This window comes from Vibrio sp. PSi01 (assembly GCF_054960695.1).
In genome coordinates this window covers 1-11,837 of sequence record NZ_JBHNYN010000003.1, presented here as the reverse complement: position 1 = coordinate 11,837, position 11,837 = coordinate 1, and the positions used below count along the sequence as shown (strand labels likewise).

The window sequence follows — 11,837 nt, the reverse complement described above, 5'->3', positions numbered from 1 at the left end:
TTGATATGACAAACAAACAGATCAAAGTGCCTGCAACTTATATGCGAGGAGGCACGAGCAAAGGGGTTTTCTTCAATCTAAGTGATTTACCTCAATCAACGCAAGTTGCTGGAGAAGCGAGAGATACATTGTTGTTGAGAGTGATTGGCAGTCCAGACCCTTATGGTAAACAAACCGATGGTATGGGTGGTGCAACATCGAGTACCAGTAAAACCGTGATTGTTTCGAAAAGCAGTAAAGCCGATCACGATGTTGATTACCTATTCGGCCAAGTGGCGATAGATAAGACGTTTGTGGATTGGAGTGGTAACTGTGGGAACTTGTCTGCAGCGGTCGGTCCGTTCGCTATTCATAGTGGCTTGGTTGACTTGACTCGTATCCCTGAAAACGGTGTTGTTGAGGTGCGAGTATGGCAAGTGAATATCCAGAAAACCATTATTGTTCATGTGCCTATCACCAATGGTGAAGTCCAAGAGTTAGGTGACTTTAAACTTGATGGTGTGACTTTTCCTGCCGCTGAGATCCAAGTCGATTTTCTTGACCCTGCCGATGCGAGTGGTTCGATGTTCCCTACAGGGAATGTTGTCGATTTTTTAGATGTTCCCGAATTGGGCTGCATCAAAGCAACATACATCAATGCAGGGATACCCACCGTTTTTGTTGATGCTGAATCGGTTGGTTATCAAGGTACAGAGCTTCAATCTGATATCAATAGTGATGCCAAAGCTTTGGCTCTGTTTGAATCCATCCGAGCACATGGTGCAGTAGCGATGGGGCTGATTGATTCTTTAGAACAAGCTGAATCACGCCAACACACACCTAAAGTCGCGTTTGTTGCTAAGCCTCAAGCGTACCAAGCTTCCAGTGGTAAATCGGTCGCTGCCGAGGATACTGATCTTCTGGTGCGTGCTTTGTCTATGGGACAACTGCATCACGCCATGATGGGTACGGCTGCGGTCGCCATTGCTTCAGCGGCGAGTGTGCCAGGTACGTTAGTGAACTTGGCAGTCGGTGAGGGTTCCCGAGATTTTGTTACCTTTGGTCATCCATCAGGAACCTTAAAAGTGGGTGCTAAAGCTATTCAGACGGAAAGCGGTTGGAAAATAGAACGGGCGATAATGAGTCGTAGTGCCCGAGTGATCATGGAAGGTGCCATCCGTGTGCCTTTTCCTAAGTAAAGCAATTGTCGTGAACGGTTAAATATCCACGAACACAACGCTGAGAAAAGAGTGCACCCAAGTGAACAGCCAAAAGCAAGGCGCTTGGACTAATGGATTAATCATGGAGGAGGCACTATGTCTGCTACGAATCGAATGAACAGAAAAACAGACTATATCACCGAGTACCAATGGGCGAGGGAAGACCCTAATTCGTTTTGGGAAACACAATCACAAGCGATAGATTGGTTTGAGTCACCGAAAACGATATTACAAACTGATGATAACGGTATTGAACGTTGGTTTCCTGATGGGGTGATGAATACGTGTTGGTTGGCGCTGGATTATCATTGTGAAAATGGTCGCGGTGATAAAGTGGCGTTGATTTACGACTCGCCTGTAACGGGTACTCAGTCGTCCTACACTTACAACAAATTACGTGACCAAGTGGCAAAAGTCGCAGGCATGTTGGCAACACAGGGCGTGACCAAAGGCGATCGTGTGGTGATTTATATGCCAATGATTCCGGAAGCGGCTATGGCCATGCTGGCCTGTGCTCGACTCGGTGCGGTGCACTCAGTGGTGTTTGGTGGCTTTGCCCCTCATGAATTAGCAGTTCGTATCGAAGATGCTGAACCAAAAGTGTTGATTACAGCGTCTTGTGGGATCGAGATAAACAAGGTTCTGCCATATAAGCAAATGGTCGACAGAGCGATCATGGACAGCCGTTGGAAACCAGAAAAAGTCGTGCTATTCCAAAGAGAGCAATGCCTGGCTGAACTGAACCAAGATAGAGATGTACTCTGGCAGCAGGCCGTTGCGGATTCTCTGCCACATAGCTGCGTTCCCGTTTTGGCAACCGATCCTTTATATATCCTCTATACATCGGGAACCACCGGTAAGCCGAAAGGCGTAGTCCGTGATAATGGTGGTCACGCGGTCGCGATGAAGTACTCGATGAGCACTATCTACGATATGCCGCAAGATGGTGTTTTTTGGGCGGCATCTGACGTGGGTTGGGTGGTTGGGCATTCCTATATTGTGTATGCGCCACTGATTCACGGTTGCACCTCTATTCTGTTTGAAGGTAAGCCGGTGAGAACACCCGATCCAGGAGCGTTTTGGCGTGTGTGTGAAGAGTACAAAGTGGACGTGTTGTTTTCTGCACCTACAGCATTTAGAGCAATCAAGAAAGAAGATCCCGAAGGCGAGTTACTTACCAAATATGACTTATCATCGCTCAAGTCGATTTTTATGGCAGGAGAGCGTTTGGACCCGCCAACATTGGATTGGGTCGAGTCTCATACCAATAAACCGGTTATCGATCACTGGTGGCAAACCGAAACGGGTTGGGCTATTTCTGCAAATCCGACAGGGCTTGAATCTTTGCCTGTAAAAGCGGGTTCTTCAACCAAGCCAGTACCCGGTTACCAAGTAGAAATTCTTAATGAATTAGGTGAGCTTGCTCTGCCCAATCAACAAGGTTTTGTGGCGCTCAAACGCCCGTTGCCACCCGGGTGTCTACCCACGGTATGGCGTAATCATGATCGATTTGAATCCGGCTATCTGAGCCAATTCCCGGGTTACTATGTCTCCGGTGATGGCGGCTACCTCGATGATGAGGGATATTTGTTTATCATGGGGCGCATTGATGATGTGATCAACGTTGCAGGGCATCGCTTGTCTACTGGGGAAATGGAAGAGATCGTTGGTGGTCACCCCGCGATTGCAGAATGTGCCGTTGTCGGTATTCATGATGACTTGAAAGGGCAGCTACCGCTTGGCCTAGTTGTGTTAAAGGACGGAATAAAAGTAGATGGCATTGAGCTACAAGCCGAACTGGTTGGTAAGGTTCGTAACGAAATCGGCGCTGTTGCCTGTTTCAAACAAGCTTTAGTGGTAGAGAGATTACCGAAAACTCGTTCAGGTAAGATCTTGCGTAGAACTATTCGACAGATCGCAGAAGGTGAACAGTACGTGGTACCTTCGACGATTGACGACCCTACCAGCTTAACTGAAATTGCTGAAAAGCTCGGTAAATAGGCTTAGCTGTTTGGGCAATTTGATCTTCGGCTTGTTGATTTATGCATAACCCAGCGTGATGGTTTACCTAAACTCTACTTTCTTCATCCGCTTATCCATTGCGTCTACTATGACCTCATTATGAACCCCACATATTGAGGTCTTTTTTATGCGAGTTTACTTTTTATTGATTGCTTTACTGGTCAGTGGTGCTGCTAGTGACAGTATTTCAAAGGATGAAGCGAGTAGAGTGTTGTTAGAGCAATTGAGTCATCCCAAGATATTTAAATGTGTGTCCAAGACTGGCGTCGATCTCTATCAAGCGGTTTTTGATATGGGCGTGGGGTATGAAGCCGACCCTATTAACTCGAAGATGATCGTTAATTCAAGGAAAGGTCGCTACGAATATCAAATCCTAGGCGCTGTAAGATCTGAAAGAGCGAGTGAAATTGTCGTGTTGACTCGGCATATTGGAGACGGTGTTAAAGTGGCTGCGATGATTGATGAACGAAATGGTAAAATACTGGGGATTGGTGATAAAAACCACTATCGAGATTGTGGTGTAAGACCGCCTCCAAGCGCAGAAAATATTCAGAAATTTTGGTCGAGGAGCTAACGCTTACCACCCAGTCACAAGAGTTATTGAGACGGCCCTACTGATCGTCTTTTTGTTTTTGCGGAGTGACTAATAAATCAAATGTTTCCCAATCCTGAAGTGTTGAGCGACTAATACATAATCAACCGTTATATATCATCTAAACTGGTCTTTATTTATGTTGTTAGGTGTTCTGTTTAAGATGACTTCATTCCAAACGAAACCAAAGCGAGACACCTATGACATTCACTAAACCTTTTCTTTTAGCGACACTGATTGTGACTCTTTCTGGCTGTGCATCTCCTGCCACTGATAACGAAAATGAAAATGCAGCGCGTAATCGTGGTGCTATTGGTGGTGCCTTACTAGGAGCAACGGCTGGAGCGTTGACAGGAGATGCAAGCTTAGCGGTTAAAGGTGCAGCACTAGGAGGTGTGACAGGTGGTGTAGCTGGTTCGATGAAAGATACGGATGACGCAAGAAATGCTCAAAGAACTCAAGTGACTGCTGATGGCTTAGCACAAGATAATCGCACCGATGCTGAAAAGCGAGTTGCTGAAGTTGAGGCTGAAATTAAACTTATCGAACTAGAACAACAGCTTGCTGAACTCAAAGAAGAGAAAGAAGATAACGGCGCATAAAGCTAAAGCCTAGATATTCGTTTAATTCTAAATTATTTAAACAGAATGGCCACGTAATGTGGCCGTTTTTGTATCTAAAATACGCACTTCAAACAATGAATTAATTCAATAACTTGTATAGATACTCGCGGCAAGTAAACTAGACTCAGTTTAAATATTAATTTGGTTTGAGAAGCACAATAGTCATGAATGTCACCTTAAGGGCCGCAAAGCACACGGATTTGGAACATCTTAACGAGTTAATGTTCGATCTCCACCATCATCATCACCTCGCTAGCCCAGAGCACTTTAAAACGGCAGAAGAGATTGAGCAGGAAAAAAGCATTGCACGTTACTTGGATGATCCTGAATGCTTAGTCTACGTGGCATTAAAAGGTGAGCTGATTGTTGGCTTTATCTCTGGGCATTTTTGTGAGCTTATCTCAACGGTAAGTAAACCAGTGCCGATGGGGAGTGTAGATGAACTGTTTGTCTTGCCTGATTATCGCAAAGAATCGATTGCTGAAAAGTTGTTTAGCAAAGTTGAAGCTACTTTTGATGATTACGGTGTTGAACAAGTCTTTGTAGAGGTTTGGGACTTTAATTCGCCTGCCAAGCACTTCTATCAAAAAATGGGGTTCACTCCTCACATTCAATGGATGAGGAAGTCTCTGCGCAAAACATAGACAGCGATTTTGTGCCGCTTTGATTACAATAGACGTGATGCATTAGCAGTCTTAAACTTCTTCTTTTATTTTAGGTAAATTCGTTGATTATTCGACATTTATTCGTTTTTATTTTATCTCTTTTGAGTGCTACTTCCGCATGGGCTAATAACACTTTGCCTGACGATATTGCGGGCGCTTTGTGTGTAGTACGTGTTGATAACCAAATCGTTTTAGTTGACGAATTGATCACAGGTCATTTATCTCTTCCGGGTGGTACTGTCGTTGCTGGTGAATCGCCAGCCGTAGCAGCGCAGCGTGAAACATGGGAAGAGGCGGGTTTGTCGGTAACGGTCGGTGATGTGCTGGGTTATACCGACAGTGCCGTCGTGTTTGATTGTATCTCCGATTCTGAAGTGATCAGCTACAAAGCTCGAAATGAGTTGGGTGGCTTTGAGCTGCCGATTTGGTTTGCGCCTCATTACGGCGTGGAAGTCAGCCGAGCGATGTTACTTCCTCCTGCTGAATTGCAAGATCATCAGTACCGCTATCCAGAACAGTGGTCTGAGATTAATGAGCTGTTTTTATCCGCGACGGACCAACCGGTGACGTATGTGACTGAGCTGGTGGGCGCGGCACCTAAAGTCCATCAACTAGAATTAGGTTGGATCATTTCACTTCAAAATATATTCGACATCATACCGAGCGCGTTTTCTAGTACGGTGCTATTGACCGATTTGTTAGCAAATCCTTGGTTTTTCATCGTGATATTGCCGCTAATTACTTGGTATTTTGGCCGTAACTTCGCGTTGAAGTTTGGCTTCACTTTGATATCTGTAACGTTACTGACATTGATCGCCCACCAAGGTTTTGGCTTTCCTCGTCCCCATGCCTACCTTCCAACTTTAAAGTTAGTGATGAGCAGTGGGTATAGTTTCCCAAGTCTCTTAGCTGCGTTATGGGTAAGTTTAACCTTGTTAGTCTTTTGGAAACTAAATCGCCTCTTGGAGCAAAAAGCTATTCTGATAGTGCTCGCTGGCCTGCTGTGGATCATGCTATTTAAGTCTTATTCAGGCAGTGCGTTTTTTAGTGATGTATTAATGGGTGGAGTATTAGGTGCATTAACGACGTGGCATATCGTGAGATTAGACGCGAAACCGGATGTAGATATCAGTGCCTTATTAAGTTCTAAAGGTGTTTGGTGGGCATTGTGCTTACTGTCGGTTGTTCTCACGGTGATATGGCCATTGCCAACATTCTCATTCTGGGTGGCGATTTTGATGACGATTGCATGCCTAGTTACGTTAACAGACTCGAAACCTTTGGTCGGTCAGTTCTCATTCAAGATCGTTCTTGGAGTGATGGCTATGTTGTTAGCGGGAAATCTGCTGATTAGCTGGGCAGGAAGCTTTGTCTCTTTCAGTGGTATTGCTTCATTTATTATTGAAACGTTACGTTTCCCAATCTTGATTTTGTTTGGTGTGGTGGCATTTCGTCTGCCTTGGGCTAGAAAATAATAAGTAGAACGATTCATGTAAAAAGAAGGCTGTGCAATGCACAGCCTTATTTATATCAATGTATTTTAGGTGAGTTAGATAAAGTAGAGGGCTCTATCTAGTGCTTACGAGTTGAAGATAAACTTCTCAATCGCGACCGCTACACCATGGTCGTCGTTGCTTGCTGTGATGTGATCCGCCAGTTTCTTGGTTTCTTCCATTGCGTTGTCCATTGCAATGCCAAGGCCTGCGTATTCAAGCATATGGTGATCGTTTTCAGCATCACCCATGCAGATTACTTCTTCCGATTTAATGCCTAAGTGTTTCGCTATCGCTTCAATACCGACACCCTTGTTTGATTTTGGGTTTAGGAACTCTAAGAAGAATGGTGCACTTTGTACGATAGTAAACTGAGTCTGAAGCTCTTGTGGCAGCTTGCCGATGATTTCAGTCAGCTTGCTTGGTTCCGCGACAATCATGGTCTTGATGATTTCGTGGTCATCTTCTAGTTGAGAAAAATCGAACTCGGTAATCTCTAAGCCGTTAATACGTGCTTCAATAGCGGTGAACTCATTGTTTTCAGGTGTGATTAAGCCGTGAACCTTGCTGAATGCATGAACATAACCACCAAGCTGTTCAGCTAGTGCTGTGATCTCTTTTGCAGCCTTACCGTTGCTGATCTCACTGTGAATGATCTCTTTTGTAGAAACGTTCTGTACCATAGAGCCGTTGTAAAAGAGTACAAAGTCATCTTCGCCGTTAATTGAAAGCTCGTCTAATTTGCTTTGCATACCTTCTAAAGGTCGACCAGAAGCGAGAACCACTTTTACTCCTGCAGCTCGTGCTTTAGCGATCGCGTCTTTGTTCTCTTGAGAAATCACTTTTTCACTGTTGAGTAGTGTGCCATCCATATCAAGAGCAATCAGTTTGTACATGTTTTTCCTTACCAAAAAATTAAAAGTTAACCAAATCTAATGGACGAAAGGATAAGGGAACTTGAAACTTCAGGCTAGGGCTTTGATCAACTCATTTATCAGTACTCATTTGTTTGACCAAAGGGGGTAAGTGCTTTAAGGTCTGCGGTTGATTTATTTGACCAAATGATTGAGCTGAGGAAAAGTTGTACAAGATTAATGAAATGTTTGAAACCATCCAGGGTGAGGGCGTGTTTACTGGCGTTCCGGCTGTTTTTGTTCGTCTACAAGTTTGCCCAGTAGGTTGTTCTTGGTGTGACACGAAACAGACTTGGGAAGCATTACCTGAAGATGAAACCAGCCTTGGCGATATCATGGTGAAGACAGAGGATTCACCAACTTGGTCAGCAATTGATGCTCAAGGAATTGTGAATGAATACATCAAGCAAGGTTACACTGCGAAGCACATTGTGATTACTGGTGGTGAGCCGTGTATTTACGATCTTGTCCCGCTTACTAAAGCATTTGAGCAGCATGGTTGTCGTTGTCAGATTGAGACTAGTGGAACATCAGAAGTTAAAGTGACACTTGACACTTGGGTTACGGTGTCACCAAAAGTGGCGATGAAAGCGAAACTGGATATTTTAGATAGTGCCTTACAACGTGCTAATGAAATTAAGCATCCAGTGGGTACAGGCAAAGACATTGAACAGCTTGACGGTTTATTGGAGCGAGCGGATGTTTCGAGTGAAACGGTCGTCGCTCTGCAACCAATTAGTCAAAAAGAACGCGCAACACAACTTTGTATTGATACCTGCATTGAGCGCAATTGGCGCTTATCAATCCAAACTCATAAGTATTTGAGTATCGCTTAGTTGGTCAGCAGTTTGCGTGTTTGCGGACAGTTTTCCCGTTTATGATAGTTCGCCAGTTTTAGATAGGTATGGAAATGAAAAAAGCAGTTGTAGTATTCAGTGGTGGTCAAGACTCAACTACATGTCTTGTTCAGGCACTAACAGAGTATGATGAAGTTCATGCGATTACTTTTGATTATGGTCAGCGCCATAAGTTAGAGATCGAAGTCGCTCAGTCATTATCGAAAGAGCTTGGTGTGAAAGCGCATAAAGTGATGGATGTGACGCTGCTAAATGAGTTGGCTATTAGCTCTCTGACTCGTGACGATATCCCTGTATCACATGAGCTACAAGAGAATGGATTGCCGAACTCTTTTGTTCCTGGTCGTAATATTCTGTTCTTAACATTGGCGGGTATTTATGCATACCAGATCGGATCTGAAACTGTGATTACTGGTGTGTGTGAAACAGATTTCTCTGGCTATCCTGATTGCCGTAATGATTTTGTAAAAGCGATGAATTCTGCGCTTGTGCAAGGCATGGATAAGAAGCTTGATATCAAAACACCACTGATGTGGCTGAACAAAGCTGAAACATGGGCGTTGGCAGATCAGTACTCAGCTCTCGAACTTGTTAGAAACAAAACACTGACCTGCTACAACGGTATTATCGGTGATGGCTGTGGTGATTGCCCAGCATGTGAACTACGAAAGGCCGGCCTTAACGATTACTTAGTTGACCGTCAAAGTATTATGACTGAGTTGGTTCGTAAACAGACTGAGTATAAATAGCTTCAGGTATGTCAATTGGTTCGTTATAAGCGTCAATGATACAGTTTCGACCATTACTCTTTGCTTGATACAATGCTTGGTCAAGAACAGAGTAGAGATCATCAAAGTCACTTAGTGCGTTTGAGGTTGCTAGATAAGCAAAACTCGCGGTTACATTAAGTGGCTTTTTGCTTTCTGACAGGAAAATACTGTTTGATATTGCATAATGCAGTTCTTCAACGCGTTCACGGACCTCAGACGGCTTGGTATCGGTCAGCATAATAAGAAATTCTTCGCCGCCCAAACGTCCAAATAACTCACCTTTTACTAAATGCTTTCTTATTTGGTTACTGACATGAACAAGTGCTATGTCACCCGTTGGGTGGCCATGCTCATCATTAATCTCTTTAAATTTATCTAAATCCAGTAAAACGAGTACGTGTTGTTTTTTGTTTTTTTGGCAATGTCTAACTCGCTTGATCCTGCGTATTATTTCGGTCCTGTTGTAAGCTTTGGTCATTGCGTCAATCGCGGTTCTCGCTCGGATGGTCTTGTTTGCCAATACCGTAAAGCTGGCAGCGCAGAGTAATACAAACATGATGATGTTGTACATCCACCTTTGGTGCTCCATCTTTTCAATTCGAAGGCGATCGAGTTTTGTCTGGTGTGTTAGGAAAGAATTCTTCAGTTCTTGCTCATATTTGGCATGAGTAAGGTCAAGAGCCTCAAAAGCTAACCTGTTATCAATATCTCTGGCCTTTAATTGTATTGCTGAGTGTCTCTGATAGTAATAAAAAGCCTGTTGGTAACCATTGAGTGACTGGTGAATATCAGAAAGCTGAAGAAGAGCTTGGGCGACGTATTTAAGTCTTGTGACCTGCTCAGCTAACTCCAACGCTTGCTGTGCGTAGTTTAGCGCTTCAGTTGTCAGCTGTTGTTCTTCGAACATGTCACTTAATGCCAAATAAGCGTTGATACGAATAACGTTATTGTTAAGTTCATTAGAGGCAGAAAGAGACTCAACCAAATAGGTTTTTGCTAACTCATAATCATGTGTTTGTGTGTAGGCTTTTCCCAAGCCTAAGTTTGTCAAAGCGATGCCATAGTTATGGGGAGATGCGCTTAGCATTGTCCTCGCTTTTTGAAAGTGCTTAATTGCTAGGTTACTTTGGCTTTGACTTAAATACAGTTCGGCTAAGCTATGGTGCACTTGAGCTTTCATTAGAGCAGAAGTATCGGCTCTTAGTATGAGTGCTTCTTTGAGGTATTGTTCTGATTTTTCATATTGTTTTAGTTCTTTGAGCAGATTGCCAACATCGTTATAAATGCCCGATATATCATGCCCTTGTGGGAATACTTTGATCAAAGACAGGTAAGTATTTAACGCTGCTTGATAGTCACTACGAAAATGGTGGTTGTTGGCGATGACTCGATATGTCACGAATTTGGGTAATACTGGGTCAACGAGGTTTTGAAAATCGCTCTGAAGTGCAGAACAGTAATAGTTAGCTTGGTGATATTTGGCTTGTTCATTGAGAGAGCGACACAGTTGGTACTTCAACAGTGCACGCCCCGTTATATCATTGCGTGATTGCATCTTAGTGAGTAGCGTCAAAAAGCCCTGTTGAGCGTCTTCGTAGTGACCTTGTCTGTCTTTTACTAACGCTGAAATGAACGCTTTTTCTATTGCTTGATATTCACTGTTGTTTGAAGCAATACCATAAAATGGTTGTGAGCGATGACTCATGTATTCGTACAATAATGAAGAAAGGTATAGCTTATCTCCATAGTGATTTAAGCTCGTATAACGTGTTTGCAGCATGTTCAGTGCGCGGGAAGGGGAACGAGTTAAAGTGGATAAATAGAGAGCATTCCAGTCAGCGTTGGGAGTAGAATCAAGATTTATGTTTGAGTCACTGACGGGGAAGCTGTTATGGCGATCTAATGTAGGTACTTGGCCATAAGAATAGAAGCTGGTTAAAAGCAGAAAAGTAATAAAGACGGAGTGAATCACGAGGAACTATCAATCAGATAAAGAACGACATTCTATTATTAGTTTGAGGTTGCTTCAATTTTTGAATGATACTTACAGTGATTTATGCGAGTTGTATCTCTGATTTGTTGATGGTTATCAGGGTAATAGCGGTCGTACTTATTCGCACGACCGCTATTGGAAATTAAATGTACAATTTCGCTAGATCAGAAGGTTCAAGCTCTTTGCCTTCTAATGTTGCATTCCAGTTCGTACCAACAAGAACGCCGTCTTCAGCAAGAGTCAGTAGCCAGTCTTCTACAAAGATATCTAGTGGGATTTCTAATACTTCAAAATCAGCCCACTCTTCAACGTTGTGAGTCTGAGCATCTTCTTTTGAAGACCAAAATGGCATCACTTCGCTGCTTTCGAATTCACTTGAGTCACATGCTAGCCAACCTTCTTCGTTACGAAGGCCCCATACAAGTTTAGTTTCTTGTGTTTCAGAAACGAAAAGTTCTAGATTTGCTTGAGTATCAGCGGTTAGTTTGCTCATGGATTAATTCTCTATGTTGATAACGTGACAAGATTAACATTATAGACGGCTTAGGTATATGCTATTTAAGGAATTATAAGCGTACTGAAACGCTACCTAAAGATAACGTTTCAGATGAGGCATAACTAAGAGTGGTTACTTTCCAATTTTTGTAAAAATATGCCATTCTTCTTTGATGTTGCCTTTGAATCCGGCGACAGAAGCGACAACTTTTCT

Annotated in this window: 11 protein-coding genes and 1 pseudogene; 8 read left to right on the top strand and 4 right to left on the bottom strand. The window is 43.3% G+C overall.

Features of this window, described 5'->3' with window-relative positions; all coding sequences use genetic code 11:
* The first annotated feature begins 5 nt into the window (after positions 1-5).
* The 6 genes from prpF to ACFI6G_RS05555 all read left to right on the top strand — a co-directional run bounded on the left by prpF (position 6) and on the right by ACFI6G_RS05555 (position 6,576).
* Positions 6-1,178: a 2-methylaconitate cis-trans isomerase PrpF gene (prpF, locus tag ACFI6G_RS05580; RefSeq protein ID WP_102286277.1), complete on the top strand. Its 1,173-nt coding sequence runs from the start codon at positions 6-8 to the stop codon at positions 1,176-1,178.
* A gap of 117 nt (positions 1,179-1,295) precedes the next feature.
* Positions 1,296-3,200, top strand: coding sequence for a propionyl-CoA synthetase (locus ACFI6G_RS05575; RefSeq protein WP_010438539.1), 1,905 nt, complete (start codon positions 1,296-1,298; stop codon positions 3,198-3,200).
* Between the two features lie 148 nt (positions 3,201-3,348).
* Positions 3,349-3,795, top strand: coding sequence for a hypothetical protein (locus ACFI6G_RS05570; RefSeq protein WP_010438541.1), 447 nt, complete (start codon positions 3,349-3,351; stop codon positions 3,793-3,795).
* Positions 3,796-4,013: 218 nt separating this feature from the next.
* On the top strand, positions 4,014-4,415 hold the full coding sequence (locus ACFI6G_RS05565) for a glycine zipper domain-containing protein (protein WP_010438543.1): 402 nt from the start codon (positions 4,014-4,016) through the stop codon (positions 4,413-4,415).
* A gap of 185 nt (positions 4,416-4,600) precedes the next feature.
* Positions 4,601-5,080 (top strand): GNAT family N-acetyltransferase, encoded by a 480-nt coding sequence (locus ACFI6G_RS05560; protein ID WP_029189209.1) that lies wholly within the window; start codon positions 4,601-4,603, stop codon positions 5,078-5,080.
* Positions 5,081-5,163: 83 nt separating this feature from the next.
* Complete coding sequence (locus tag ACFI6G_RS05555; RefSeq protein WP_462710172.1) at positions 5,164-6,576, top strand: bifunctional NUDIX hydrolase/phosphatase PAP2 family protein; 1,413 nt, start codon at positions 5,164-5,166, stop codon at positions 6,574-6,576.
* A gap of 104 nt (positions 6,577-6,680) precedes the next feature.
* Here the strand turns inward: ACFI6G_RS05555 and ACFI6G_RS05550 are convergent, their stop codons facing one another.
* Positions 6,681-7,490 carry a Cof-type HAD-IIB family hydrolase gene (locus ACFI6G_RS05550; protein WP_462710171.1) on the bottom strand — a complete coding sequence of 270 codons (810 nt, stop codon included), beginning with the start codon at positions 7,488-7,490 and terminating at the stop codon, positions 6,681-6,683.
* 185 nt (positions 7,491-7,675) lie between these two features.
* On the opposite strand from ACFI6G_RS05550, the gene queE reads away from it, so the two are divergent.
* Both queE and queC read left to right on the top strand, forming a co-directional pair.
* Entirely contained in the window at positions 7,676-8,344 is a 669-nt protein-coding gene (gene queE / locus ACFI6G_RS05545; protein WP_086028617.1) for a 7-carboxy-7-deazaguanine synthase QueE, read from the top strand.
* A 74-nt stretch (positions 8,345-8,418) separates the two neighbouring features.
* Entirely contained in the window at positions 8,419-9,114 is a 696-nt protein-coding gene (gene queC / locus ACFI6G_RS05540; protein WP_010438554.1) for a 7-cyano-7-deazaguanine synthase QueC, read from the top strand.
* Here the strand turns inward: queC and ACFI6G_RS05535 are convergent.
* The 3 genes and pseudogenes from ACFI6G_RS05535 to ACFI6G_RS05525 all read right to left on the bottom strand — a co-directional run.
* Positions 9,074-11,107, bottom strand: coding sequence for a diguanylate cyclase (locus ACFI6G_RS05535; protein ID WP_462710170.1), 2,034 nt, complete (start codon positions 11,105-11,107; stop codon positions 9,074-9,076). The two genes, queC and ACFI6G_RS05535, sit on opposite strands and share 41 nt — an antisense overlap.
* 163 nt (positions 11,108-11,270) lie before the next feature.
* On the bottom strand, positions 11,271-11,621 hold the full coding sequence (locus tag ACFI6G_RS05530) for a DUF2750 domain-containing protein (protein ID WP_010438559.1): 351 nt from the start codon (positions 11,619-11,621) through the stop codon (positions 11,271-11,273).
* Between the two features lie 135 nt (positions 11,622-11,756).
* Positions 11,757-11,837 (bottom strand): annotated as a pseudogene (locus ACFI6G_RS05525) (OmpA family protein); the annotation flags it as partial.

Bases quoted from the DNA above. Each gene is read 5' to 3' on its own strand.
- ACFI6G_RS05530 (WP_010438559.1), bottom strand. From the start codon at position 11,621: ATGAGCAAACTAACCGCTGATACTCAAGCAAATCTAGAACTTTTCGTT.
- prpF (WP_102286277.1), top strand. From the start codon at position 6: ATGACAAACAAACAGATCAAAGTGCCTGCAACTTATATGCGAGGAGGC.
- ACFI6G_RS05570 (WP_010438541.1), top strand. From the start codon at position 3,349: ATGCGAGTTTACTTTTTATTGATTGCTTTACTGGTCAGTGGTGCTGCT.
- ACFI6G_RS05565 (WP_010438543.1), top strand. From the start codon at position 4,014: ATGACATTCACTAAACCTTTTCTTTTAGCGACACTGATTGTGACTCTT.
- ACFI6G_RS05560 (WP_029189209.1), top strand. From the start codon at position 4,601: ATGAATGTCACCTTAAGGGCCGCAAAGCACACGGATTTGGAACATCTT.
- ACFI6G_RS05550 (WP_462710171.1), bottom strand. From the start codon at position 7,490: ATGTACAAACTGATTGCTCTTGATATGGATGGCACACTACTCAACAGT.
- ACFI6G_RS05575 (WP_010438539.1), top strand. From the start codon at position 1,296: ATGTCTGCTACGAATCGAATGAACAGAAAAACAGACTATATCACCGAG.
- queC (WP_010438554.1), top strand. From the start codon at position 8,419: ATGAAAAAAGCAGTTGTAGTATTCAGTGGTGGTCAAGACTCAACTACA.